This is a genomic window from Mesorhizobium sp. AD1-1 (assembly GCF_020164655.1).
In the GTDB taxonomy this organism is placed as follows: domain Bacteria; phylum Pseudomonadota; class Alphaproteobacteria; order Rhizobiales; family Rhizobiaceae; genus Mesorhizobium; species Mesorhizobium ciceri.
Window position 1 is genome coordinate 252,378 of sequence record NZ_JAIUGP010000004.1, and the last position, 24,697, is coordinate 277,074.

Consider the following 24,697-nt stretch of genomic DNA (forward strand, 5'->3'; position numbering starts at 1 on the left):
GACTCAAGCCAGCGCCGCCGCCATGGTGGCGTAGTAGAAGGCGTCGAAGTTTCTCAACACAGGTTCGTTCGGCAATTCTGGCAGCACACGATTGACGATGAACGGCACCTCCTGCTCGGTCAGCCCGCCATGCGACCGTAGCGGTTCGTTCAGAGCCGCCAGGTCATGGCGATGTTCTGAGGTGCCGATCGTCTTGTTCTCGGTCGAGATCAGCACGATGTCGCCGATGCGGTCAGCCGGAAGCTCGAAGCGCTCGCAGGCGGTCGGGCTGTCGACGACCAGCATGATGCCGTCGATCTTGGCCAGCCGCGCCATGATGCCGGCCTGGTCTGTGCCATCAGGCAGATAGGCGGTGGCAAACGAGCCGAGCGCGCCGTGATGCACGACATAGGGGTCGGTGATCGGCAGGATGACGCGGGCGGCGTCCTTGCCCAGCCAGTCGTCGAGAATATCCTGGACATAGACCACGTCGGGCGAGCCGTCGGCCTTGTGCTTCGGTTTCATGCCATGGTCGGCGGTGACGACGATGGCAGCACCCAGCGCATCGAGGTCGGTCAGGTACTTGTCGAACATTTCGTAGAAGGCATTGGCCTGCGGCACGCCGGGCGCATATTTGTGCTGCACATAGTCGGTGGTCGTCAGATACATGATGTCGGGGCGGAATTCCTTCAGCAGCTGGACGCCGGCGGCGAAGACGAACTCCGACAGCTCTGCCGAATAGACCTCCGGCACCGGCAGCCCGAAGTGCTTCGAGGCATTGTCGATGCCGTGCTCGGCTATAGTCGTGGTGTCGGACTTTTCCGCAGAGAAGCACAGCGCGCGGCCTTCATCGAAGGCGAGGCCCTTGCCAAGCAAGGCACGCAGCTTGTCCTTGGCGGTGACCACGGCGACCTTGGCGCCGGCATCGTAGAAGGCCTGGAAGATGGTCGGCGCGCGCAGGAAGCGCGGGTCGTTCATCATCACTTCCTTGCCGGTCTCGCGCTCATAGAGATAATTACCGCAAATGCCGTGCACCGACGGCGGTCGGCCGGTGGCGATCGACAGATTGTTGGGGTTGGTGAAGCTCGGGATGACCGAATGCGCAAAGCGCACCGTGCCCTTCTCTTTGATCCTGACCAGAGCCGGCATCAGCCCGGCCTCGATCGCCTCGTCGAGATAGGCCGGCTCGCAGCCGTCAAGGCAGATGGCGATCGCCGGCACGCGCGGCCAGGCATAGGTGCGGCCGTTGACCGCGACGTTGATGGGAGACATCTGGTTCATCTGATATCCTCGAAGTCGGCCGCTTCAGGCGGCGAGTTTGGCGCGTTCGGCAAGTGCCGCGGCGGGTGGGGCGGCGGTGTCGACGCCCATTTCATGAAGCGAGAACGCTGCCGCCTCGACGACGCGGCGCATGACATGTTCGTCCATCTGGCCGATGCAGCCGACGCGGAACGAATCTACGGCGGTCAGCTTGCCCGGATAGATGATGAAGCCCTTGTCCTTCATCAGATCGTAGAAGCGGTCGAACGCGAAACTGGCATGAGCCGGATTGAAGAAGGTGACGATGATCGGCGACAGCCAGCGATCCCCGAGCAGTGTCTCGAAACCGAGGTCGCGCATGCCGGCCACCATGACGTCGCGGTTCCTCGTATAGCGGGCGCCACGGCCGGCGACGCCGCCTTCGGCCTCATGCTGGCGCAGTGCTTCGAGGAAGGCGGCCACGACATGCGTCGGCGGCGTGTAGCGCCACTGGCCGGTCTTGTTCAGGTGCGCCCACTGGGCGTGGACATCGAGCGACAGCGAATGGCTCCTGCCTTTGGCGGCCTCCAGTTCGCTCTTGCGGGCGATGATGAAGCCAAAACCCGGAACGCCTTCGATGCACTTGTTGGCGGACGAGACCATCGCCTCATAGCGGATTTCGTTGACGTCGAGCGCCACGGCGCCGAACGCACTCATGGAATCGACCAGCAGCTTGCGACCCTTGGCATGGACGGCTTCGGCAATTTCAGCGACCGGGTTGAGGATGCCGGAACTGGTCTCGCAATGGATGGCGATGACATGGGTGATATCAGGGTCGGCCGCGAGGGCCGCTGCCACCTCGTCGCCGCGCGGGGGCAGATAGTCACCCTTGTCGATCAGCGTATAGGCGCGGCCGAGATACTGCATGGTCTGCGCGGCGCGCAGGCCGTAGGCGCCGTTGGCCAGCACAAGAACCTTGCCGTCCCTGGGCACGAACGACCCCAGCATCGCTTCGACGCAGAAAGAACCGCTGCCTTGCATCGGCACGCAGTCGAACTCATCGTTCGTGTCCCCGGTCAGCGCCAGCAGGCGGCGACGCATATCCGATGTCATGGCGCGGAAGTCGCCGTCCCACGATCCCCAGTCGCGCAACATCGCCTGCTTGACCGAATAGGCCGTGGTGAGCGGCCCCGGGGTCAGAAGATACGGCTCGCCCAGCGCCGGGCTGGCCAGCGGCTCCGCGGCAAATTTCGTCTCGGCGAGCATGTTGTCCTCCGCTCGATCTGCGTTCGATGTGGCCTTATTCTTGGCCTGAATGATCTATTTGTAAAATCGTTATTTTGTATCGATGTATAGATTTTAGTGATGGCCTGCCGGGCGGGAATCCGTCCTCAGGCCATTGCAGGAGCCCTCACTTCCGCAGCCCCTCTCGCCAGCCGGCTTTCGAGCAGATCACCGCTCTGCGTCAGCAAGGGATAAGCGACCGAGGCCATCAGCGAGTTGATCTCCTTCAGCGCCCGCACGGCCTCCAGGTGGATGTCGCTGGTGTCGATGCTCTGCGGCATTCCCGATTGCAGGCGCTTGAGGTGACGGTCGTGGCTCGTGCGTTCCAGTCTGCGCATCCGCTCCTTCTCGACGACGAGTTGCCGCGCCGAATCGAGATCGCTCGACACCAGCACATTGAGTGCAAGCTGCATGTTGGCCATGACACGGTTGTGAAGCCCGGCCAGTTCGCTCCAGCCGTCGCGTGAGAAGCGCAGGTTCTTGTCACGCAGCTCCTGGGTGAGCACGAGCAGGTTCTTGGCGACGATGTCGCCGGCGCGTTCGAGATTGATGGCGAAGTCTGTGAGCTCGATGCCGCGCTGCGCTTCGGCTACGCTCATGCTGCCACGGTTGACTTCGGCAATGTAGAGCTTGATTTCGGTATGAGCGCGGTTGACCTCCTCATCGAGTTTTTGGGCCTGGCGTATCTGGTCGCCGGTGCCGGCGTCGAAGAAATCCATCACTGGGCGCAGCATCACCTCGACGACTTCGCCCATGCGCAGCAGCTCGCGGGTGGCACTGGCTAGCGCAAGACCGGGTGTGCGCATGACGGTGCGGTCGAGCGCGCTGGTGCGGCGCGACATCAGGTCTCCACCCTCTCCGGCCTTTGCCACCGGCCTGTCTGCGATCAACAAGGCGACCAGCCGCTCCATCATGCCGGTGAACGGCAAGCAGCAGATGACCAGCACCAGATTGAAGGCAAGGTGCAGGTTGACCAGCTGGCGGCCTTCGGTTGCGCCGAACAGAGGCGCCGGGAAGGTCACGGCCTGAAGCGCGAACAAAGCCGCCAGCGCCGCCGTGCCGCGAAAGATCAGATTGCCGAGCGGGATACGGCGCGCCTCGACGGCTTCGCCGCGCGTCAGCCAAACCGCGATAAGCGCGCCGCCGCAATTGGCGCCGAGGATGAAGAACAGACCGACCTCGACCGGCAAGACGCCTTGTGCGGCAAGCGTGACGAACAGCAGGATCGCCGCGACGCTGGAGTGGATCAGCCATGTGAACAGGGCAGCGGCGGCAAAGGCGGTGAAATAGTCCGCGCGCAGATAGGAGATCACCAGTGGCAGCAAGGTGCTCTGCCGCATCGGTGCGGTCGCCTCACCGATCATATGCAGCGACAACAGGACGAAGGCGACCCCCATCAGGATTCGCCCGCTATGCCTGATGCCAGCCACTTCGAACTTCAGGGCCATCGCGCCGCCGACGAGGATCAGCGCCGGCACAAGCCAGCTGAGGTCGAACGACAGCACCTGCACGACCAGGGCGGAACCGAGATCGGCGCCCAGCAGGATCGCCAGCCCGGCCGACACCGAAACCATGCCGCTGGCGGCAAACCCGGCCGCCAGGATAGCGACGGCGGTCGAGCTCTGCAGCAGCACGGCAAGCACGGTGCCGACGCCGGCCGATTTGATCCGCTCACCCCGTGCTTGCCTCAAGGCATCACGCAAAGCGGGCCCGCAGGCCCGCTCGACACCCGTGCGCACCATATGCACGGCCCAGAGCAGCAGCATGACCGCACCCGCCAGATGCAGCAGGATGATGGAAAATTGCATGGCGACGCCTCCGGTGCCAACGGCCGGCAGGGATGTCGACCCATGCTCAGGCTGAGGGTCGGCAAAACATAAGTCAAATCGTTCCTTTCGATATTTTCCTAAGCAATCCTTATGATAAGATGTCGGTGATTTCAGAAGTGTCGGAGGCACGGGAGATGCGCTACGTCCAGTTGCGAGCCTTTCACCAGGTGGCCATCTGCGGTGGCTTTTCTCGCGCCGCCGAGGCGCTCTTCCTGACCCAGCCGGCGATCTCGGACCAGGTGCGCAAGCTCGAGGAAGAGTATGATGTGCTGCTGTTCAATCGGAACAAGAAGCAGGTCACGCTGACCCATTCGGGCCAGAAATTGCTCGAAATAACCCACCGCATGTTCGATACCGAGCAACAGGCGCTCGAACTCCTGACGGAGTCCCGCGCCCTGCGTTCCGGCACGCTGCGCATCGTCGCCGATGCCGCACATCATCTGCTTCACATTCTCGGCAGCTTCCGGGCCCGCTATCCCGGCGTGCAGGTTTCGGTGCGCGCCGGCAACACCGAGACGGTGATCAGCAGCCTCTACAGCTACGATGCCGATATCGGCGTGCTGGGCGAGGTGCCGACGGGGCGCGATTTCGAGGTGCTGAAACTCAACTCGACGCCGATCATCGCGTTTGCATCCGTCGACCACCCGCTGGCCGCGAAAAAGTCGCTCACCCTCAAGCAGCTCGCGCAGGAATCACTGGTCATGCGCGAGCGTGGATCGAAGACGCGTCAGAAACTCGAAGATCTCGCAGCCGCCTCGAAAATCGAATTGAGGCCGGCGATCGAAGCCGAGGGCCGCGAAGCCGTCCGCGAGATCGTCGCCTCGGGCGCCGGCATCGGCTTTGTCTCGGCGGCCGAATTCGGCCAGGATTCGCGGCTGGTGCCGATCACCATCGATGCTCCCGAGACCCTGATGGACGAGGCGTTGATCTGCCTGCGTGAACGCAGCGGCGGCAAACTGGTGCGGGCTTTCCTGGATATGGCGCGCTCGATGTCGGCGGATTAAGCGGCGGCCCTGATCTCCACCGCATCAGCCTTCACCCGCTCCGACTTCGGATCGTAGGGGCTGCGCAGATGTGCTGTCGCGGCATGGCGAACGCCGGCAAGGTCGATCTCGAAACGACCACCGGTGAGAAATGCAGCGTCGACGCCCGCCTCGTTCTCGATCAGGCCGAGCGCCACCGAGCGGCCAAGCGTGTGGCCGTAGGCGGCCGAGCGGACTTCGCCGACCGGCTTGCCGTCGCGCAGGATCAGTTCGCCGCCCCACAGCATCGGCTCGGCATCATCGAGCGTGAACAGCACGATGCGTCTTGCCGGTGCTGCCGATGGCTTCGTCTCAACCAGCGCGTCGCGGCCGATAAAGTCACCTGGCTTGTCCATCGCCACGGCGAAGCCAAGCCCGGCCTGCCAGGGGTCGATATCAGGCGTCAACTCCCTGCCCCAGGCGCGAAAACCCTTTTCGATGCGCAAGGCACCGAGCGCGTAGTAACCGGCGTCCAGCAGACCGAATTCACGGCCCGCCTCATGCAACGCCTCATAGACGCCGACGGCGAATTCTGTCGGCACGATCAGTTCCCAGCCCAGTTCGCCGACATAGGTCATACGGTTGGCATAGGCGGTGGCATAGCCGATATCGATCTCGCGGATGGTGGCGAAGGGAAAGCCGGCGTTGGAAAGATCGGCCGAGGAGAGTTTGCCCAGCAGATCGCGTGATCGCGGTCCCATCAACGCCAGCACCGCGTAGGACGAGGTGACGTCGGTCACGATTGCATGCGCGTCGGACGGAATGTTTTTGACGATCCAGTCGGCATCGTGGACAGCTTGTGCGGACCCGGTGACGATGAGGAATTTCTCCGCGCCGAGCCGCATAACGGTGAGATCGCTCTCATAGCCACCGCGTGCATTGAGCACGCCCGTGTAAACAGACGTACCGTCCGGTACGTCAATATTTCCGGCGCAGATCCAGTTGAGAACGGCGCAGGCATCGCGGCCCTGCACGAGGAGCTTGGCGAAAGAGGTCTGGTCGAAGATGGCGACGGCTTCGCGTGTCGCCTTCATTTCGCGCTTGACCGCCTCGTGCCAGTTCTGGCGGCCGAAGGCATAGTCGTTCTCGGTCTTCTCTCCCGGTGCCGCGAACCAGTTGGCCCGCTCCCAGCCCATCTTGGAACCGAAGCAGGCGCCCTTGGCGGCGAGCCGGTCGTAGAGCGGCGAGCGGCGGAACGGCCGCGCCGTGTCCAGTTCACGGTTCGGCCACGGCATGGCGTAATGCAAGCCGAGCGTTTCCTTGACACGGTCATGCAGCCAGCGCGGATTGTTGTTGAAGGAGGCGAAACGCCTGATGTCGACCGGCCACAAATCCATGGTCGGCGCGCTGTTGACGATCCATTCCGCCAGCGCCCTGCCCGCGCCGCCGGCGCTGGCGATGCCCATGGAGTTGAAGCCGGCGCCGACATAGAAATTCTTCAGTTCCGGCGCCTCGCCGAGGAGAAAATTGTTGTCCGGCGTGAAGCTTTCGGGACCGTTGTAGAATTTCTTGACCTCGGCCTCGGCCAATTGCGGCACGCGGACCAGCGCGTTTTCCATCAAAATCTCGAACTGATCCCAATCGTCCGGCAACAGCGCGAACTCGAAATTTTCGGGAATGCCATTCATGCCCCACGGCTTGGCGTGCGGCTCAAAGCCACCCATGACCAGGCCGCCGACCTCTTCCTTGAAATAGATGAACCCGTCGGGGTCGCGCATGACCGGCAGGTCCGGATGCACGCCCTCGATCCTGCCGGTAACGATGTACATGTGCTCGGCCGAATGCAGCGGCACCGAGACGCCGCACATCAGCCCGACCTTGCGCGCCCACTGGCCGGCGCAATTGACGACGATCTCGGCGGCAATGTTGCCGCGGTCCGTCTCGACACCGCAGGCGACGCCGTTCTTCACGCTGATGCCGGTGACCTTGACCCGCTCGAAAATTTTCGCGCCGCGATTGCGCGCACCCTTGGCCAGCGATTGCGTGAGATCGGTCGGATTGGCCTTGCCGTCGCCCGGCAGCCAGACGGCTCCGACCAGATCGTCGGTCGCCATGACCGGCCATAGATCGGCCGCCTCCTTCGGCGAAATCACGTCGATCTCGACGCCTTGGGCGCGAGCCGATGCGGCCGTGCGCTTCAGCACCGTCATGCGGTCGGCGGTCCGCGCCACCGACAGCGAGCCACAATTCTTCCAACCGGTGGCGAGCCCGGTCTCGGCCTCCAGCTCGCCATAGAGCTGCGTGGAGTATTTGATCAGGCTGGTCATGTTGGAATGACTGCGCAACTGGCCGACAAGCCCTGCGGCGTGCCAGGTGGTGCCACCGCTGAGTTGCCCCTGTTCGAGCAGCACGACATCGGTCCAACCGAGCTTCGTCAGATGATACGCGACCGAGCAGCCAATGATACCGCCGCCGACGATGACGACGCGCGCTTGCGTGGGGAATTCGTTTGCCATGGGACATCCTGCCGTTTTGACACCGGTTGGATCATAGCAGCCGAATTCCAAATATCAACACAAAATACCACAAAATATCACATCAAAGAGGCAACCATCAGCTCGGGCCCTTTGCGCGCAAGCGCTTCAGCGATGTCAGCCTGCGGTTTCGCGTCGACGATCACGCCGGCGGCGCGTTGAAAATTCGGAATCCTGAGCGGCGTCAGCTTTGCGAACTTGCTGCTGTCGAGAACGAAGTAGGTTTTGGCGGCAAGCGCGATCATGCGGCTGCGCTGTTCGGCGCCGGCGCGGGTGAAATCGGTCACCTCGCCGTCGGGCGACAGCGCGCCACCACCGAGGAACGCGATGTCGACGCGAAAGCGCGACATGGCTTCGAGCATGTCGATTCCCGAGGCCGCTTCCTCGCCCGGATCGACTTCGCCACCCAGCACATGCACGCGCATGCCTGAGACGTGGCACAGCAGAAGCGCGATCTTCAGGCTCGCCGTGCAGATGGTGAGATCGCGCAGGTCGGCCATGGCTTGTGCGACGGCCAATGTGGTGGTGCCGGAATCGAGGAACACCACCATGCCGTCCTTTACAAGACCGGCGGCCAGCCTGCCGATCGCGGCCTTGCCTCCGGCATTTTCGTGGCTGCGCAAGCTCATTGCCGGTTCGCTCGGCTCGAAGCGGGCGGCGCCGCCATGGACGATGCCGAGCCGTCCCTTATCCGACAGCAGCTTCAAATCACGGCGGATGGTTTCGCGCGAGACATCGAAGAACCCGGCCAGTTCGGCGACACTGACAGACCCCTGGGCGCCCAGCCGCCGCAGGATCTCTTCGTGGCGACGTGGAGCAAGGGCGCGCGCCGGCAGGCTGCTGTCGGGGGACATGATGATCCTCGGATCGAGTAGCGATGTTGCAATATGTGGCAGTGATCGTGCGCAGAGGCAACTCAAGCCATGTCGTCAGGATTTTCGCGACAGGCCATCTTCCCTGATCGCGCTGACCAGCGTCTCGCTTCCCTCGCGAAGATGCTGCCTCAGAATGCCTATGGCCCTGTCGCCGTCGCGCCGCCGGCAGGCGGCCAGCAGATCGCGGTGCTCCGTCTGCGAGCGGCTGCGATAGTCCAGGTTCGACAGCAGGATGCGGACGTAGCGATCGGCGGCATTGTGGTGCGCCTCGATTAAGGCCAGCAATCGATTGTTGCCGCAGGCATCGTAGAGAGCCAGATGAAAGGCACGGTTCAGCGCGCCCCATCGGCCGACATTGCGCTCCGCGTCGATCTGATCGAGAACCTGTTCCGCCTCGTCGAGCCTGTCACCGGCGAGATTGGGAAGCGAAAGCCGCAACGCCTCGCATTCGAGCAATTCGCGCAGTGCATAGATTTCACTGATCTCGGCGCTGTCCATCCGGGCGACCTGCGCGCCTTTTGTCGGATGGATGGAAACAATGCCTTCGGCTTCCAATTGGCGAAGGGCGTCACGAATTGGCATGCGGCTGAAGCCAAACTGCTCGGCCAATTCGTCCTGGCGCAGCGAAGTGCCCGCCTTGATGGTGCCACTGGCAATCGCTTCGCGCAGGACATTGGCGACCTGTTCGGCCACGGTTCGCGGCCCCTGCATCACGCTTTCCGCAAATCCTGGCAATCGATGCTCCCGTTTGACGCGGGGCGCTCAGCCTAACGGAAACCCCTCTGCATGGATATATGTATGCCTGTATATGCACACGTTCGGCATCAATTGCCAGACTTGCCCGAATTCCTGCGCCAAGGCCTGATCTGCGTATTTTACCGGCGCTTCGCTTGCCTGGCGTCAGCCGCCGAAGCGCGGTTCCGCGACGCCCCTAACGCCAAGGCCTGATATGGCGAACAGGCTGCCGCGCAAAACGCCGTCGCCGGGAAAACGCGGCAGCGGTGGCTTGGCCATCGAGGTGACGTAGAGGGTGTCGAGCTTCGGTCCGCCGAACATGACGCTGGTGATCTTCTTGACCGGCATGTCGATGATGCGATCGATGCTGCCATCGGGCGCGTAGCGCACCAGCCTTCCGTCATAGACCAGCGCATTCCAGAGATAGCCCTCGGCATCGACGGTCGAGCCGTCCGCCGCACCGCCTCGGCTGGTGTCGACGCGCACGAAGGTACGCCTGTTGGTGGCGGCACCGGTGGCGATATCGTAGTCGTAGGCCCATATCTCGCCGGTCCAGGTATCGGCGAAATAGAAGGTGCGGTCGTCGGGGCTCCAGCATGGACCGTTGGAGCAGATGATGCCGGAATCGATCCGGGTGACGGAGAAATCCGGATCGAGCCTGTAGAGACCGCCGGACGGCCCCTCTTCCATCGTATCCATGGAGCCGGCGAAGAAACGGCCGCGCCGGTCGACCTTGCCGTCGTTGAGCCGGTTCATCGGCTTGTCCGGCTCGGGATCGTGGATCAGCGTCACCTCGCCCGTGGCGAAATCGAGCAGATGGAAGCCGCGCTGCAGCGAGACGACAGCGCCGTCGCCATCCTTGCGCAGCGCCATTGAGCCGATCTTCATCGGAACGTCCCATGACCGGATCTCGCGCCCGTCGGCGGTCGCCCGAAACACGCGCCCGTCGAAGCTGTCGATCCAGTAGAGTCGTTCCTGTTCGACGTCCCACAGCGGTCCTTCGCCCAGTGTGGTCTTCACGTCCACCACGACTTCGATCTTCATGCCGTCCTCCTCCGTTTTGCGTCTCGCGGCGATTGCTCGGGCCGCCTCAGAAAGCGACCTTGTCCCCGCCTTTCAATGATAGGATTTCGCGTGCGTCGTCGGGCGTCGCCACCTCCATGCCGAGCCCTTCGATGATCTTGCGGGCCAGCAAGACCTGCTCGGCGTTCGACTTGGCAAGCTTGCCCTTGCCCGCCCACAGACTGTCCTCCAGCCCGACGCGGATGTTGCCGCCAAGGGCCGCCGATTGCGCGGCGATGCGCAGTTGGCTGGCGCCGGCGCCCAGCACCGACCACCGGAACTGGTCGCCAAACAGCCGGTCGGCAGTGCGCTTCATATGGGCGACGTCTTCTGGATGCGTGCCGATGCCGCCGAGCAGCCCGAACACCGACTGCACGAAGAAAGGCGGCTTCACCAGCCCACGGTCGGCGAAGTGGGAAAGGTTGTACAGATGGGCGATGTCGTAGCACTCGAACTCGAAGCGCGTGCCGTTGTCGTAGCAGGTCGCCAGAATGTACTCGATGTCCTTGAATGAGTTGCGGAAGACGAGGTCGCGCGTCGCTTCCAGATGCGGCTTTTCCCAATCGAACTTGAAGGTCTCGTATTTGTCGGCCAAGTGATAGAGCCCGAAATTGATCGAGCCCATGTTGAGCGAGGCGACTTCCGGCTTGAACTGGGCGGCCGGGCGCACGCGCTCCTCGACCTTCATGTAGGGGCTGCCACCGGTGGTGATGTTGATGGCGGCGTTGGTGCCTTGCTTGACGCGCGGCAGGAAGCGGGCGAAGGCCTCCGGCGTCTGGTCGGGCTTGCCGGTTTCCGTATCGCGGGCATGCAGATGCAGGATCGCGGCACCGGCTTCCGCCGCCGCGATCGCCTCCGAAGCGATCTGGTCGGGCGTGATCGGCAGATAGGGCGACATGGTCGGCGTGTGGATGGCGCCCGTCACCGCGCAGGTGATGATGACCTTGCCCCTGGTCCGTGCAGGTCCCGGCTTGCGACTGGTTTGCGTCATTCTCCAAACTCCTGATCCGATTTTCTCTTGTGGGCGGCGAGCGCCATGAGCCGGCGGTCACGCCACACCTGCCGGTCGCCTAGGCTTTGCTGTGGCAGTCGCTTGCGGCGATCAGCCTCGACCGTGTCGATGACCTTGCCGGCCCAGTCGACGCGCCGCTGCGTCTGGGGAAAGATGTTGGAATAGATGCCCTGATAGCGCTCGACATAGTCGCGCACGCCGCCGGGTGCATTGAGATCGATGGTCTCGAACGGCCCCATGAACGACCAGCGCAGCGCCAGCCCGTCGCGGATGCCGATGTCGACATCCTCGACACTGGCGTAGCCATCGGCGACAAGCCGGAAAGCTTCCTCAAGCAATGCGCCTTGCAGGCGATTCATGATGAAGCCGTCAAGCTCGTGCTGCATGACCAGTGGCGCGTGGCCGGCGTCGACGAGGAAGGCGCGGGTTCTCTCGACCGTCTCGGCCGAGGTCCACGGCGCCGGCACGATTTCGGCCGCCGGAATGAGATAGGGCGGGTTGATCGGATGCACGACCAGGCAGCGCTGCCGCCCTTGCAGATGGTCGGTGAATTTCGACGGCAACAGCGCCGAGGTGGAACTGGCGATGACTGTTTGCGGATCGGCAAGCGTGTCGATCAAGGAGAACACCTTGCGCTTCACCTCGAGATTCTCGGGCGTGTTCTCCTGGATATGCACGGCACCTGCCAACGCCTCTTCAAGCTCGGCGACAACGGAGATACGGTCAAGAACCTCACCGGCTTGCTGTCCCCGCAGAAGATCGTTCGCGGCGAGATCGCCGAGCACGCCGGCAATGTAGTCGCGGGCTCCACCTGTGGCAGTGGGCGACTGGTCCCACATCCGCACGTCATGGCCGGCGCGGGCGAAGCTGATCGCCCAGGCCCGCCCGATGAACCCGCTTCCGACGATCGCGACATTGGCCATGGTTTGTTCCTCAAAGTGTTTCGACGTTGCCGTCGACGCCGAGCGATTGGCCGGAAATGTTGATCCCCGCATCGGAGAGCAGGAAGGCGACCATCGACGCGACATCATAAGGGCTGGTCATGCGGCGCAGCGAGATGTTCTGCAGATAGCGTCCGGTCATCTCCTCGTGGCTGATACCGACCTGCTTGGCGCGCGCCGAGATAACACCTTCGATGCGGGGGCCCTCGATGATGCCGGGCAGGATGGCGTTGACCCTGATGGCGTGCGGCCCGAGCTCTTTGGCCAAGCTTTGCGTGAAACCGATGACACCGAACTTGGCCGCCGAATAGGGTGTGCGGAAGGCGTAGCCATGGCGGCCGGCGGCCGACGACATCGAGACGATCGAACCGCCGCCCGCCGCCTTGATCAGCGGCACCGCGCGCCGGGCGCACAGGAACTGGCCAGTCAGGCAGATGTCGATGCAGCGCCGCCAGTCCGCCGGATCGATCTCGTCGACACCGCCGGTCGGCCCGGCAATGCCGGCATTGTTGATCAGCGCATCGAGCCCGCCGAGTTTTTTCTCGACCGCCTCGAACAGACGGTCGACGTCCTCGTCGCGCGAGACGTCGGCCTTGACCGCCGCGACCAGGTCGATCTTGCTGGGAGCAGCGGCCAGCGCCTCGTCGGAAACGTCGCAGACGACGATGCGGGCGCCGAGGCGTGACAGCGTGTCGGCTATGGCAAACCCGATGCCGCCTGCGCCCGCCGTCACCAGCACGCGCTGGCCTTTCAGTCCGATCAAAAATTCGTCCGCCGATGCCGGCGCCCTTGTGCTCATGGTCCTGTCCTTCTCATTGCAGCCGCCGTTCGCGCAGCGCCATGACGGCGCCCAGAACGACCAGTCCGTAAAGAATTGCCCTCGTGGCATAGGGAAGCGTGGTGCCGGCGAGCAGCATCTGCAGTGCCGTCAGCAACAACACGCCGCCGAGCATGCCGAGATAGTGGCCGCGCCCGCCGGTGATCAGCGCGCCGCCGACCACCACCACGGCGATCGACGGCAATAGATAGTCGTCGCCCATGCCGAGGCTCGCCTGACCCGAAAAGCCGGTCAGCATGACGCCGACAACAGCCGCGCAGACGGCCGAAAGCATGTAGACCAGGATCAGCGTGCGCTCGACGCCGATGCCCGACAAGCGCGCCGCGCGCAGCCCGTTGCCGATGCCGTAGACGCGCCTTCCGAACGGGGTGCGGCCAAGCAGGAGTACCGCTGCGACGACAAAGACGACCATCAGCAGCACGATTGGAGTCAGCAGGCCGGCGAGCTTGGCCGTCATGACCCAGCGCAGCATCGGCGAGGAAAACCCGGCCGGCGTTCCCTGCGAATAGAGCAGCGCACAGCCTTGCAGAATGCCGTTGGTGGCGAGCGTCATGACGATCGGCGAGATGCCGAGATAGACGATGCCGAAACCATTGGCGAAGCCGATGGCGCAGGCCATCACCAAGACGACCGGCAAGGCGTAGACAAGGGCGGCGTCGGAGCCGTTGACCATGCCCGCCAGGATGATGCCGGAGATGCCGATCGTCCACGGCACGGAGAGATCGAGGCCTCCGGTCAGGATGACGGTTCCCTGCCCGAGCGCCAGGACGGCTAGGAAGGACGATAGCACCAGCAGCGAATTCCAGTACCCCGGATTGAGGATGGCGCGGCCGAGCCAGATCTGGGTGACAAGCACGATGAGCAGCAGGCAGACATAGGCCGGCAGCGCATAGCGCAGCGTTTCCGCATTGCGCAGATGGAAGGCAGGGCGCGGCGATGCCGGACTGCGCTGGGCATGGGCTGGCTCGGCGATCTTGAGACGCCGGTCCACGCGCTCGAGCTGCGAGGGCAATATGCCGGCGCGCCAGGCGGCGAGCCGGGCACGCGCGGCGCGCAGTTGCACGGCAAGCACCGATGCATGCGAGATCGAGCCGGCAAGTGCTGCCAGCACCAGAATGGTGCCTTCGGCGATGGTCGCATAATAGGCCGATACGTTGAGCACCAGCAGGATGTTCACCACGATCATCAGGATGTAGGCGCCGAAGACAGAGCCCACCGGACCGCCCTGCCCGCCACCGAGGCGCGTGCCGCCGACGACGACCGCCGCGAACATCGACAAGAGCAGCGGATTGCCGACCAGCGGATCGCCGCTGCCGGTCTGGGCGCTGATGAACACGCCGGCAAGGCCATAGCAGCCGCCGGCGATGACATAGACGGCAAAGCGCACCAGAACGACATTGATGCCGACGGAAGCGGCCGACTCCGGATCGCTGCCAAGCGCGTAGAGTGCTGTGCCGAAGCGGGTTCCCTTCAGCCAGAACCAGGCGAGCAGGACGACACCGATCACCACCAGCGGCATCGGCAGCCAGCCGGCGATCGCGTCGCCGAGATAGAAGGTGCCGAGATCGGGCGACACGAAGCCGCCGGGCTTGTCCATCACCAGCAGCGTGACGCCTTGCAGGATGAACATGGTCGACAGCGTCACCACGATCGGCTGCATGCGCAGCACCGCGATGAAGAAGCCGTTGAAGGCGCCCACCGCCATGCCGACGCCGATGCCGACGGTGGTCCACAGAAGGATGCTTGCGCCTGGCGCCATCGGATCCATGCTCGATGCCAGCACGGCATTGACCAGCGATATCACCGCGCCGGCGGACAGGTCGAAGCCGCCCGACAGGATCACGATCGTCTGGCCGATCGCCGCGAGCGCCGAGGTGGCGCCGCCGCTCGACAGGAACGACACATCGAAATAGGTCAGCGGCCCGGCGCTGATCCAGTCGACGACGAAGAGCAGGATCGCCAGGACGGCCGCGGCGATCAGCGCGCCGCGATTGCGCACCAGCGCACGGCGCAGTCCGAAGCCGCCGGGAACAGGGGATGAGGCTGCTGCGCTGCTCATGCGGCGGCTTCCCCGGCATGGCCGAGCGCCGGGCGCATGATGGCCGGTTCGGTGATGGCGTCGCCTTCGAGTTCGGCGGCGATGCGCCCGTCATAGAGGACCAGCACCCTGTCGCATTGGTGAACGAGTTCGGGGATCTCCGTCGAGTGCAGCAGGATCGAACCGCCCGAAGCCACGTAGTTTCGCATCATCACATAAAGCTCGTGCTTGGTGCCGACGTCGATGCCTCGGGTGGGATCGAACAACAGCAGGATGCGGCTCTGCGCCACCAGCCACTTGGCGATGGCGATCTTCTGCTGGTTGCCGCCGGAAAACGCACCGGCCCGCGTCCACAGCGCTCGGCGGTCGACCTCGACAGTGGCGAATGCCGCCTCGACGGAGCGGGTCTCGGCTTGCGCGTCGACAAGGCCTAGCCGTGTGAAGCGCGATATCACCGGCAGCGTGGCGTTCTGGCTGCCCGACAATTTCAGGAACAGGCCTTCGGATTTGCGGTCTTCCGGCACCAGGCCGATGGCCATGTTGGGGCGCAAGGCATCGGCCGGCGAACCGAGCCAGACCTTGCGGCCGTCGACGAGGATGTGGCCGCGCTCGATCTCGGCCATGCCAAAGCAGGCCAGGAACAGGTCCTGCTGGCCCATGCCTTGCAACCCGGCGACGCCGAGGATTTCGCCCTTGCGCAGATCGAAGCCCGCGCCGTCGAGCTTGCGTCCGACCTTGAGGTCGCGCACGCCCAGAACCGGCGGACCGAAGGCCTGGGCGCTGTCCGGCTTGGGCGGAAAGGTCTGCTCGATGCTGCGGCCGATGATCTTTTCGATGACGTCGGCATCCGAGACATCGGCGACCGGCGCGGTGACGATGTGGCGGCCGTTTCTCAGGATCGTCAGCGTGTCGCAAAAAGCGCGGACCTCGCGCATGCGGTGGGTGATGAAGACGATGGTGGTACCCGCGGTCTTCAGCCTGGCGATGATGTCGCCCAGCCAGTCGACGTCGCGTCCGGCGAGCGTCGAGGTCGGTTCGTCGAGCAAAAGGATGCGCGGCTTGCGGTAGACGGCGCGCGCGATCTCGATCTTCTGGCGCACCGAAAGCTCGAGCTCGCTCACCTCGGCATCGAGATCGACGGAAAAACCGAGATCTTCGATATGGCGGCGGACGGCCTTGCGGGCGGCACCGCGGCGGATCAGGCCGGAGATGCCGACGGGGGCGTAAGGCAGCAGCATGTTGTCGAGCACGGAGAGATCGCGCACCAGGGTCATCTCCTGGAATGCTGTCTGCATGCCGAGCGCATGTGCTGCGCGCGGTGCGCCGTAAGCGATCTCCTTGCCGAAGACACGGACATGGCCTTGGCTCGGCCGGACCAGCCCGGACAGCAGCTTCACCAGTGTCGACTTGCCGGCTCCGTTTTCACCGAGCAGGGCATGGACGCTGCCGGGCGCGATCGCAAACGACACGCCGTCCAGCGCGACGGTCGGGCCGAACGCCTTGCTGATGCCGTCGATCTCGACGGCGGGGAGCTCGGAGTGTTCTGTCATTGTCCTCGATCGCCGGCTTGGCATGGATTGACGACGCACGGACAGTTGTCCGTGCATCGTCACACGGGCCTTGGGAGGCTTAGTTCTCCGGTTGTCCGACGAGGGCAGCATTAAGGCCGACCTCGGGTGTCTGGTCCGAGAAGATCGAGGCAAACCAGCCCGGATTGGAGACCAGCGACGGCTTGAAGGCGTTGCAGCCGGCCTTCATCTCCGCCCATGTGCCTTCGTCGCACAGCTTGATCGTCTCATTGGTAACGACCGGCAGCGGCAGGATGGTGGTCTTCGGCACGTCCTTGCCTTCGATCGCCTCGACGGCAAGCTTCAGCGCCAGCGCACCCGAATAAGGCGGCGAGGCATAGGAAATGCGTTGTGCGCCCGCCGGTGCATAAGGAGGAGCGGCACCTTCGACTTCGGTGCCCTCCGGCAGCATCTGGATGCGGCCGCCATTGGAACCTTCGCCGGCGCAAGGCAGGAGTTCGCTGGTCTTCTTGCCAGCCTCGAGCTGCATCGAGTTGGCGGTGAAGCAGCCGACCTGCATCCACAGTCCGTTGATGTCGTCCCAATTGCGGGTGGCCAGGATTTTCGAAAGTTCGGTGCGGGCGACCGCCTGGCTCCACATGCCGACAGCCTCGCCGACGATCTTGATATCAGGATACTTGGCGAAGACTTCCTTGGCGGCCTTTGTCCGCTGATCGTCAACGGATGTTCCCGGGACGCCCGTGATGGCGATGATGTTGCCCTTGCCGTTGAGCTTCTTGACCAGCCATTCGGCGGTCACCCTGCCCGCTTCCAGCTGGTCTATGTGGACGTTGTAGGCGCAAGGCTCGGTGATCTCGGCGTCGTACGCAAAGACCTTCACGCCCTTGTCGCAGGCATTCTTGACGACCTGGTTGAGCGCGGTCGGCGAGATCGGATACACGACGATAGCTTCGGCGCCGCTTTGCACCATTGCGTTGATCTGCTGAATCTGGCGTTGCGCGTTGGGGCCAGCGACCTGGACCTGCAGGTCGACCTTGTCGGCCAGGCTCTTATGAGCGGCCATGGCCTTGACCATGTTGGCCGCCTCCGCCTGCCAATCGTTGCCGATGTAGCTCATGCTGAGAAAGATCTTGTGCTTCTCGGCGGCCTGCGCGGCGGACAGGCCGAAGGCGCACGCAGCCATGCCGGCCAGCAGCGCGAGCCGCCGGACTTTCGATCCGATACCCATGTGGAACTCCTCCCAAACAGAACGACCGAATGCCTCCCAAGGGCACAAAACGTAAACCCTTGTCATTCGATGCCAGCGACCGTATCATGATTTGATCAAATATCAATGATGGAATCGTTTATATCAAAACGGGCTATGTCGGCCGCTTGACGTGGCACCACGAACCTTGCATTCCGGCACAAGCAATAGTGTCGCCCATGGGCGGGAAGGTTGACCGGAGATGGCTGGATCGGCGTTCAGGAAGCCTGGTGTCGAGATCATTCCATTGTCCAAGGAAACTCTGCAGGACCGGGTCTACAACCAGGTCACCGAGTTGATCCTCGACGGCAGCATCGTGCCGGGCGAGATGGTCACGGTTCAGAGCCTCGCCGACGCCTTTGGCGTCAGTCCGATGCCGGTCAGGGAAGCGCTGCGGCGCCTGACGGCAGCCAACGCGCTGACAGTAGTATCCGGGCGCTCCATCGGTATTCCGGCGCTCAGCCGCGAGCGGCTCACCGATTTGCGCAATGTACGTTTTGAGATAGAGGCCATCGCAGCCGGCTGGGCCTCACAGAACCGCAGCGAGGCGGACCTTGCGATTTTCGCGCGCGATCTGGACTCACTGGAACGCGCGAATGGCGCGGACGACGTAAAGGCCTATCTCAGGGCGAATTATACCTTCCACTTCGCAATCTACCGAGCAGCGGGATCCGAAACCCTGCTCAAGATCATCAAGGATCTATGGCTGCAGATCAGCCCCTATTTCAATATGCTGCATGGATCCTACTCGACCGCGAACACATACCATCAACAGATGTTTGCGGCCCTGCGCGACCGGGACGAGCAGGCAGTTCAGGCGGCGGTTCGCGGCGATATCGATGCGGCTTTCGACATGCTGGTCGATCTTTTGAAGTAGCGCCCGGCCCGACCTCCGACCCTTATCACATGCCTCCTATTTCTGGGGATGGCATAGCAGCGCTCATGCGCACTCAGCGGGCAAGCGCGGGCTTCTTCTGGTGATCTAGAGGTCATATCCCGAGCGCGCCATCCATTGTTCTCGTGCTGGAGCTTGCCGGCGGCAGCCGATGACGCGGCGAACGTCGCATGGTCATTATCGGATTGCCAAAATCTGGTAGCGTGATTATACCAGTTACGATACCGTCCGCTGAGATCAGGAGTAGTGACCAAATGACAACGATTGCGCTGTTCGGTGCCGGTGGGAAAATGGGCTACCGCCTGTCGACCAATTTTCGCGGGTCGCCCTACACAATACGCCATGTCGAGGTCAGCGATGCCGGCCGCGAACGACTGAAGACCGGGCTGGGTTTCGATACTGTCAGCGCCGACGAAGCGCTCAAGGGCGCCGATGTGGTGATCCTGGCCGTTCCCGACACGCATATCGGCAAGGTGGCGAGCAGCATCGAGAGCAAGCTGGCGCCGGGCACCATGGTGGTGGTGCTCGACGCGGCGGCACCCTTCGCCGGCCACCTGCCGAATCGACCGGACCTCACCTATTTCGTCACCCACCCCTGCCATCCGCCGATCTTCAACGACGAAACAGACATGGCGGCAAAGAAGGACTATTTCGGCGGCGTCAAGGCCAAGCAGCATATGGTCAGCGCCTTGATGCAGGGGCCGGAAGAGGATTACGCCAAGGGCGAGGCGATCGCGAAGATCATCTGGGCGCCGGTCATGCGTTCGCACCGCGTCAGCGTCGAACAGATGGCGCTGCTGGAACCCGGGCTTTCGGAGACGGTGTGCGCCTCGTTGCTGGTGGTCATGAAGGAAGCCGTCGACGAGGTCGTGGCACGCGGCGTCGACCAGCAGGCGGCGCTCGACTTCCTGCTCGGCCATATGAACGTGCTGGGCGCCGTCATTTTCGGCGAGACCAAGGGCGTTTTCTCGGATGCCTGCAACAAGGCGATCGAGTTCGGCAAGCCGGTGCTGATGCGGGACGACTGGAAGCGCGTGTTCGAGCCGGAAGAGATCGCCGCCAGCATTCAGCGTATCACCTGAAGAGGAGAGGCGCTGCCGCAGCGCCGCGACGTCGCCGTACCGTTGCGACGCTCGGCATCGTAGCTCATCAGGTACATATCACCTGAATTCGTGGTTGACTCATCATACCAGTTGGCTTAGCTGTTCATGGCTCGGATCGACAGGGTTTTCGCAGGAGTACGATGCCTGGGCGAGTGGAGGATGGCTGGGGAGCAACGATCCGTGGAGGGGAAGCCGGCAAACGGCTCTTTAGCCCGGAAGCGATCCGCCGCCCGCGCCGCCTGACGAATTCGGATGCCGACAGATGCTTTGGGTAACCAAGGCAATTTTTCAAACGGGAGGACTTCATGAAACTTACACGCAGAATGACGCTTGCGGCTTTCGCCGGCATGCTGGCGCTTGGCACGGCCGTGCCCGCCTACGCGGCGGATCTCATCGCCATCATCACGCCCTCGCACGACAATCCGTTCTTCAAGGCGGAAGCCGTCGGCGCCGAAGCCAAGGCCAAGGAACTCGGCTACGAGGCGCTGGTGCTGGTCCATGACGACGACGCCAACAAGCAGTCCGAGCTGATCGACACCGCGATCGGCCGCGGCGCCAAGGCGATCATCCTCGACAATGCCGGCGCCGACGCCACCGTCGCCGCGGTACAGAAAGCCAAGGATGCAGGCATTCCGTCCTTCCTGATCGACCGCGAGATCAACGCCACCGGCGTCGCCGTCGCGCAGATCGTCTCCAACAACTACCAGGGCGCCCAGCTCGGCGCGCAGGAATTCGTCAAGCTGATGGGCGAGAAGGGCAATTTCGTCGAGCTGGTCGGCAAGGAATCCGACACCAATGCCGGCATTCGTTCCAAGGGCTATCACGACGTCATCGACGACTATCCGGACCTGAAGATGGTCGCCCAGCAGTCGGCCAACTGGAGCCAGACGGAAGCCTATTCCAAGATGGAATCGATCCTGCAGGCCAACCCCGACATCAAGGGCGTGATCTCCGGCAACGATACGATGGCGATGGGCGCCTATGCGGCACTTGCCGCGGCGAACCGCAAGGATGTCATCGTCGTCGGCTTCGACGGATCGAACGATGTTCGCGACTCCATCACCTCGGGCGGCATCAAGGCAACGGTGCTGCAGCCCGCCTTCGCGCAGGCGCAGATGGCGGTCGAGCAGGCCAACGACTTCATCAAGAACAAGAAGTCGCCGGCCAAGGAAAAGCAATTGATGGACTGCGTTCTGGTCAATGGCGACAATGCCGCCAAGCTGGAGACCTTCGCGCTGACGAACTGAGCCAGCGTGATTTGAATAGCGAGGGGCGAACCCAGGATCGCCCCTCGCCGCCATTTTCCGTGGGCCGCCCACGATGCTGAACGACAGGCCGCCATGCTGAACACCAAGCCGAACTGGCCGATCCTTACCGTGATGGTCGGCATCAGCCTGACCGCCTGCAAGATCCTGCCGACGAAATCGGACGACGGCAACAACGCTGCCACCTTCAATCCAGACAAGATGGTCGAAGAGATATGGGCGGCAAAGGTCGTGCCCTATCTCCAGCAGAAAGCCGGACCGTTTGCGCAGGTTCACACCCTGGCGACAACCGACCCAGCGGCTGCCGGCGCCAAATACGGCAATCCGAACAAGCAGGCGAATTCGCCTTGGACTTTCGCGGTTCGGCTGGAAGGCAAGATTATCGCGGCCAACACACAGTCGCGTGCGGCAACGGTCGACGTCGATGTCGACGGCGACGGCAAAGCCGATGCACGGGTGCAGATCGGACCGGCGGTGCGCGGTACCGCGCTGCGCGACAGCCTGGACTTCATCCAGTTCAACGACTTCACCAACCAGATCGACTTCGCCCAGTTCGGCAAGGCTTTCAACGCTTATGCCGACAAGACGGTGCTGTCGAAGCTGCCGCGCGAGGCGCTGGAAGGCCGCAGCGCCAAGGTGCTCGGCGCCTACACGCTGGGCAGCGGCCAGGACCTGCCGCTGGTGACGCCGGCGGAGGCAGAGATCGGGCCGAAGCCATGAGCGCGATCGCGGAGCGCGAAATCATTCTGAAGCTCGAGGACGTCTCCAAGGTCTATTCCGGCACCGTTGCGGTCAAGCGCGCCAATTTCGAGGTGCGCAAGGGCGCGGTCAACGTGCTGGTCGGCGAAAACGGCGCCGGCAAGTCGACGCTGATGAAGATCATCGCCGGCGTCGAACGGCCGACCGCCGGCCGCATCCTGCTGGAAGGCGAAGAGGTTTCCTTCTCGTCATCCGGTGATGCGGTGAACCGTGGCATCGGCATGGTGTTCCAGGAGCTGAACCTGTTCGGCAATATGAGCGTCGCCGAGAATATTTTCGCCACCCGAGAAATCACCAACCGCTTCGGCAAAATCGACCACGCGCAACAGGAAAACCGCGCTGCGGAATTTCTGGAACGCCTACAGGCCGGCATCCGGCCCGACATGCTGGTCGAGGATCTGCGCATCGGCCAGCAGCAGCTGGTCGAGATCGCCAAGGCGGTTTCGCTCGATGCACGCATCCTGATCATGGACGAGCCGACCTCGGCGCTGAGTGCAGCGGAAGTCGAGATCCTGTTCAAGGTGATCGCCGACCTCAAGGCGCGCGGCGTGGCCATCGTCTACATTTCGCACCGGCTCGAAGAGCTGATCCGCATCGGCGACTACATCACCGTGCTGCGTGACGGCCGCATCACCGGCCAGGAAGAGATGAAGAACGTCGACACGCAGTGGATCGTTCGCCAGATGATCGGCTCCGACGCCAAGGACTTCGCCAAGGCCGACGGCCATCTTCCGGGCGAAGAGATTTTTCGTGCCGAGGAGATCTGCCTGCCTCGTGCCACCGGCGGACTTGCCGTCGACCATGTCTCGTTGTCGCTGCGTGCCGGCGAGATCCTCGGCATATACGGCTTGATGGGCGCCGGGCGCAGCGAACTGTTCGACTGCATCATGGGCCGCCACGGCCATTCGACCGGCGACATCTTCATTGGCGGTAGAAAGGTCAAGGAGCGCGATACGACGCGGCGCATCCGGCGCGGGCTGGCGCTGATCCCCGAGGATCGCCAGCGCGAAGGGCTTGTCTCGATCCTTTCGGTCGCCAGCAATTTGACGCTGGCCAGCCTGTCGCGCTTTGCCCGCCTGTTCCACATCCGTGGCGCCGACGAAAGGCAGGCGGTGACGCAGGTGGTGCGGGAGTTGGCGATCAGGGTCGCCGACCCGGCGCAAGAGGTGTCGTCGCTGTCGGGCGGCAACCAGCAGAAGGTGGTGATCGGCAAGGCGCTGCTCACCGGGCCCAAGGTGCTGCTGATGGACGAGCCCAGCCGAGGCATCGATGTCGGCGCCAAGGCCGACGTCTTCCGCACCATGCGCAAACTGTCGCGCGATGGATTGGGCATTCTCTTCGCCACCTCGGATCTCGATGAGGTGATGGCGCTGTCGGACCGCATCGCAGTGATGAGCAACGGAAAACTGACCGGCATGTTCGACCGCACTGAGGCGACGGAGGCGGCACTCGTCGCCGCATCGGCGCTTGGCCACGGACCAGCCCCACATACGGAGAGCACCGCCCATGACTGACATCCCAGCCAAAGCGGCCGCTCCCTCCGCTTCCAGCGGCTCGGTGCTGCTGACAGTTATGAAGCTCAGGACCTTCATTGCGCTGATCGCCGTGCTGATCTTCTTCTCGATCGCGGCGCCGAATTTCCTGTCGACCGCCAATCTGATCCTGATGTCGAAGCACGTGGCGCTGAATGCGTTCCTGGCGATGGGCATGACCTTCGTCATCATCACCGGCGGCATCGACCTTTCGGTCGGTTCGATCGTCGGCTTGTGCGGTATGGTGGCCGGGTATCTCGTGCTCAACGGCATCGATCTGCAGATCGGCTACACCATCTATTTCAACGTCTTTGAGATCGCGCTGATCACGCTTGCCGTCGGCATATTGATCGGCGCCGTCAACGGCTTGCTGATCACCAGGCTAAACGTCGCGCCGTTCATCGCCACGCTCGGCGTGCTCTATGTCGCGCGCGGCCTGGCGCTGCTGTCGTCGGATGGCCGCACCTTTCCCAACCTCGTCGGCAAGCCGGAGCTTGGCACCACCGGCTTCGGCTTCCTCGGTGCAGGCCGGCTGCTCGGCTTGCCGGTGGCGATCTGGATCCTCATCGTCGTTGCACTGGGAGCCGCCTATCTCGCCAAGTACACGCCACTCGGTCGCCATATCTTCGCCGTCGGCGGCAATGAACGGGCGTCGCGGATTTCGGGCGTCCGGGTCAACATGGTCAAGATGTTCGTCTATATGTTCTCCGGTTTCTGCGCGGCGATCGTCGGCCTGATCATCTCGTCCGAGCTGATGGCCTCGCATCCGGCGACGGGCGAAAGCTTCGAGCTCAACGCCATTGCGGCGGCAGTGCTCGGCGGCACCTCGATGTCGGGCGGCCGCGGCACGATCGGCGGCACCATCGTCGGCGCCTTCGTCATCGGCATTCTTTCGGACGGGTTGGTGATGATGGGCGTGAGTTCGTTCTGGCAGATGGTGATCAAGGGCCTCGTCATCATCGTCGCTGTCGTCGTCGACCAGGCACAGCGCCGGCTTCAGCAACGTGTCACCTTGATGCAGATGGCAAAGGCAGGCTGAG

20 protein-coding genes are annotated in these 24,697 nt (G+C 63.3%); 7 read left to right on the forward strand and 13 right to left on the reverse strand.

Annotated elements, in window-relative coordinates; all coding sequences use genetic code 11:
• Nucleotides 1-3 precede the first annotated feature (3 nt).
• The 3 genes from phnA to LB519_RS10895 all read right to left on the reverse strand — a co-directional run bounded on the left by phnA (nucleotide 4) and on the right by LB519_RS10895 (nucleotide 4,310).
• On the reverse strand, nucleotides 4-1,260 hold the full coding sequence (phnA, locus tag LB519_RS10885) for a phosphonoacetate hydrolase (protein ID WP_224619904.1): 1,257 nt from the start codon (nucleotides 1,258-1,260) through the stop codon (nucleotides 4-6).
• Between the two features lie 24 nt (nucleotides 1,261-1,284).
• A complete protein-coding gene (locus LB519_RS10890) occupies nucleotides 1,285-2,484 on the reverse strand; it encodes a 2-aminoethylphosphonate--pyruvate transaminase (protein ID WP_224619906.1) in 1,200 nt (399 codons plus the stop codon).
• A gap of 125 nt (nucleotides 2,485-2,609) precedes the next feature.
• A complete protein-coding gene (locus LB519_RS10895; protein ID WP_224619908.1) occupies nucleotides 2,610-4,310 on the reverse strand; it encodes a Na/Pi cotransporter family protein in 1,701 nt (566 codons plus the stop codon).
• A 155-nt stretch (nucleotides 4,311-4,465) separates the two neighbouring features.
• On the opposite strand from LB519_RS10895, the gene LB519_RS10900 reads away from it, so the two are divergent.
• Nucleotides 4,466-5,335: a LysR substrate-binding domain-containing protein gene (locus tag LB519_RS10900; protein WP_013533042.1), complete on the forward strand. Its 870-nt coding sequence runs from the start codon at nucleotides 4,466-4,468 to the stop codon at nucleotides 5,333-5,335.
• Here LB519_RS10900 and LB519_RS10905 read toward each other — a convergent pair.
• The 10 genes from LB519_RS10905 to LB519_RS10950 all read right to left on the reverse strand — a co-directional run bounded on the left by LB519_RS10905 (nucleotide 5,332) and on the right by LB519_RS10950 (nucleotide 18,085).
• Nucleotides 5,332-7,809, reverse strand: coding sequence for an FAD-dependent oxidoreductase (locus LB519_RS10905; RefSeq protein WP_224619909.1), 2,478 nt, complete (start codon nucleotides 7,807-7,809; stop codon nucleotides 5,332-5,334). The genes LB519_RS10900 and LB519_RS10905 overlap by 4 nt on opposite strands.
• A gap of 77 nt (nucleotides 7,810-7,886) precedes the next feature.
• A complete protein-coding gene (locus LB519_RS10910) occupies nucleotides 7,887-8,681 on the reverse strand; it encodes a DeoR/GlpR family DNA-binding transcription regulator (protein ID WP_063171545.1) in 795 nt (264 codons plus the stop codon).
• 75 nt (nucleotides 8,682-8,756) lie between these two features.
• Nucleotides 8,757-9,413 carry a GntR family transcriptional regulator gene (locus LB519_RS10915; protein WP_063167528.1) on the reverse strand — a complete coding sequence of 219 codons (657 nt, stop codon included), beginning with the start codon at nucleotides 9,411-9,413 and terminating at the stop codon, nucleotides 8,757-8,759.
• A gap of 189 nt (nucleotides 9,414-9,602) precedes the next feature.
• On the reverse strand, nucleotides 9,603-10,481 hold the full coding sequence (locus LB519_RS10920; RefSeq protein ID WP_127367283.1) for an SMP-30/gluconolactonase/LRE family protein: 879 nt from the start codon (nucleotides 10,479-10,481) through the stop codon (nucleotides 9,603-9,605).
• Nucleotides 10,482-10,527: 46 nt separating this feature from the next.
• A complete protein-coding gene (locus LB519_RS10925) occupies nucleotides 10,528-11,490 on the reverse strand; it encodes a 3-keto-5-aminohexanoate cleavage protein (protein WP_224619911.1) in 963 nt (320 codons plus the stop codon).
• The gene (locus LB519_RS10930) at nucleotides 11,487-12,434 is read right to left on the reverse strand and encodes a 3-hydroxyacyl-CoA dehydrogenase (RefSeq protein ID WP_224619913.1); all 948 of its coding nucleotides are present in this window, start codon (nucleotides 12,432-12,434) and stop codon (nucleotides 11,487-11,489) included. Before LB519_RS10930 ends, LB519_RS10925 begins: the two co-directional genes overlap by 4 nt.
• Before the next feature lie 10 nt (nucleotides 12,435-12,444).
• Nucleotides 12,445-13,251, reverse strand: coding sequence for an SDR family oxidoreductase (locus LB519_RS10935; protein WP_224619915.1), 807 nt, complete (start codon nucleotides 13,249-13,251; stop codon nucleotides 12,445-12,447).
• A gap of 13 nt (nucleotides 13,252-13,264) precedes the next feature.
• The gene (locus LB519_RS10940; protein ID WP_024502462.1) at nucleotides 13,265-15,349 is read right to left on the reverse strand and encodes an ABC transporter permease subunit; all 2,085 of its coding nucleotides are present in this window, start codon (nucleotides 15,347-15,349) and stop codon (nucleotides 13,265-13,267) included.
• Nucleotides 15,346-16,878, reverse strand: a complete 1,533-nt coding sequence (locus tag LB519_RS10945; RefSeq protein WP_063167524.1) for a sugar ABC transporter ATP-binding protein — start codon at nucleotides 16,876-16,878, stop codon at nucleotides 15,346-15,348. The genes LB519_RS10940 and LB519_RS10945 overlap by 4 nt, the downstream gene beginning before the upstream one ends.
• Before the next feature lie 79 nt (nucleotides 16,879-16,957).
• Nucleotides 16,958-18,085, reverse strand: coding sequence for a sugar ABC transporter substrate-binding protein (locus tag LB519_RS10950; protein WP_013533052.1), 1,128 nt, complete (start codon nucleotides 18,083-18,085; stop codon nucleotides 16,958-16,960).
• Between the two features lie 220 nt (nucleotides 18,086-18,305).
• Between LB519_RS10950 and LB519_RS10955 the strand changes: the two genes are divergently transcribed.
• The 6 genes from LB519_RS10955 to LB519_RS10980 all read left to right on the forward strand — a co-directional run bounded on the left by LB519_RS10955 (nucleotide 18,306) and on the right by LB519_RS10980 (nucleotide 24,696).
• Nucleotides 18,306-18,980, forward strand: a complete 675-nt coding sequence (locus LB519_RS10955; protein WP_063171539.1) for a GntR family transcriptional regulator — start codon at nucleotides 18,306-18,308, stop codon at nucleotides 18,978-18,980.
• Between the two features lie 272 nt (nucleotides 18,981-19,252).
• Entirely contained in the window at nucleotides 19,253-20,080 is an 828-nt protein-coding gene (locus tag LB519_RS10960) for a phosphogluconate dehydrogenase C-terminal domain-containing protein (RefSeq protein ID WP_064995024.1), read from the forward strand.
• A 326-nt stretch (nucleotides 20,081-20,406) separates the two neighbouring features.
• Nucleotides 20,407-21,348, forward strand: a complete 942-nt coding sequence (locus LB519_RS10965; RefSeq protein ID WP_024502459.1) for a D-ribose ABC transporter substrate-binding protein — start codon at nucleotides 20,407-20,409, stop codon at nucleotides 21,346-21,348.
• Between the two features lie 93 nt (nucleotides 21,349-21,441).
• A complete protein-coding gene (locus LB519_RS10970; RefSeq protein ID WP_027163941.1) occupies nucleotides 21,442-22,086 on the forward strand; it encodes a DUF2291 family protein in 645 nt (214 codons plus the stop codon).
• Nucleotides 22,083-23,639 carry a sugar ABC transporter ATP-binding protein gene (locus LB519_RS10975; RefSeq protein WP_224619917.1) on the forward strand — a complete coding sequence of 519 codons (1,557 nt, stop codon included), beginning with the start codon at nucleotides 22,083-22,085 and terminating at the stop codon, nucleotides 23,637-23,639. The genes LB519_RS10970 and LB519_RS10975 overlap by 4 nt, the downstream gene beginning before the upstream one ends.
• A complete protein-coding gene (locus LB519_RS10980; protein WP_024502456.1) occupies nucleotides 23,632-24,696 on the forward strand; it encodes an ABC transporter permease in 1,065 nt (354 codons plus the stop codon). Before LB519_RS10975 ends, LB519_RS10980 begins: the two co-directional genes overlap by 8 nt.
• Nucleotide 24,697 lies beyond the last annotated feature (1 nt).

What these genes read in the sequence shown, in the direction of transcription:
- phnA (WP_224619904.1), bottom strand. Translation starts at nt 1,260, where the DNA reads ATGAACCAGATGTCTCCCATCAACGTCGCGGTCAACGGCCGCACCTAT.
- LB519_RS10960 (WP_064995024.1), top strand. Translation starts at nt 19,253, where the DNA reads ATGACAACGATTGCGCTGTTCGGTGCCGGTGGGAAAATGGGCTACCGC.
- LB519_RS10900 (WP_013533042.1), top strand. Translation starts at nt 4,466, where the DNA reads ATGCGCTACGTCCAGTTGCGAGCCTTTCACCAGGTGGCCATCTGCGGT.
- LB519_RS10905 (WP_224619909.1), bottom strand. Translation starts at nt 7,809, where the DNA reads ATGGCAAACGAATTCCCCACGCAAGCGCGCGTCGTCATCGTCGGCGGC.
- LB519_RS10945 (WP_063167524.1), bottom strand. Translation starts at nt 16,878, where the DNA reads ATGACAGAACACTCCGAGCTCCCCGCCGTCGAGATCGACGGCATCAGC.
- LB519_RS10940 (WP_024502462.1), bottom strand. Translation starts at nt 15,349, where the DNA reads ATGAGCAGCGCAGCAGCCTCATCCCCTGTTCCCGGCGGCTTCGGACTG.
- LB519_RS10920 (WP_127367283.1), bottom strand. Translation starts at nt 10,481, where the DNA reads ATGAAGATCGAAGTCGTGGTGGACGTGAAGACCACACTGGGCGAAGGA.
- LB519_RS10930 (WP_224619913.1), bottom strand. Translation starts at nt 12,434, where the DNA reads ATGGCCAATGTCGCGATCGTCGGAAGCGGGTTCATCGGGCGGGCCTGG.
- LB519_RS10910 (WP_063171545.1), bottom strand. Translation starts at nt 8,681, where the DNA reads ATGTCCCCCGACAGCAGCCTGCCGGCGCGCGCCCTTGCTCCACGTCGC.
- LB519_RS10915 (WP_063167528.1), bottom strand. Translation starts at nt 9,413, where the DNA reads ATGCAGGGGCCGCGAACCGTGGCCGAACAGGTCGCCAATGTCCTGCGC.
- LB519_RS10975 (WP_224619917.1), top strand. Translation starts at nt 22,083, where the DNA reads ATGAGCGCGATCGCGGAGCGCGAAATCATTCTGAAGCTCGAGGACGTC.
- LB519_RS10890 (WP_224619906.1), bottom strand. Translation starts at nt 2,484, where the DNA reads ATGCTCGCCGAGACGAAATTTGCCGCGGAGCCGCTGGCCAGCCCGGCG.
- LB519_RS10965 (WP_024502459.1), top strand. Translation starts at nt 20,407, where the DNA reads ATGAAACTTACACGCAGAATGACGCTTGCGGCTTTCGCCGGCATGCTG.
- LB519_RS10925 (WP_224619911.1), bottom strand. Translation starts at nt 11,490, where the DNA reads ATGACGCAAACCAGTCGCAAGCCGGGACCTGCACGGACCAGGGGCAAG.
- LB519_RS10935 (WP_224619915.1), bottom strand. Translation starts at nt 13,251, where the DNA reads ATGAGCACAAGGGCGCCGGCATCGGCGGACGAATTTTTGATCGGACTG.
- LB519_RS10955 (WP_063171539.1), top strand. Translation starts at nt 18,306, where the DNA reads ATGGCTGGATCGGCGTTCAGGAAGCCTGGTGTCGAGATCATTCCATTG.
- LB519_RS10980 (WP_024502456.1), top strand. Translation starts at nt 23,632, where the DNA reads ATGACTGACATCCCAGCCAAAGCGGCCGCTCCCTCCGCTTCCAGCGGC.
- LB519_RS10895 (WP_224619908.1), bottom strand. Translation starts at nt 4,310, where the DNA reads ATGCAATTTTCCATCATCCTGCTGCATCTGGCGGGTGCGGTCATGCTG.
- LB519_RS10950 (WP_013533052.1), bottom strand. Translation starts at nt 18,085, where the DNA reads ATGGGTATCGGATCGAAAGTCCGGCGGCTCGCGCTGCTGGCCGGCATG.
- LB519_RS10970 (WP_027163941.1), top strand. Translation starts at nt 21,442, where the DNA reads ATGCTGAACACCAAGCCGAACTGGCCGATCCTTACCGTGATGGTCGGC.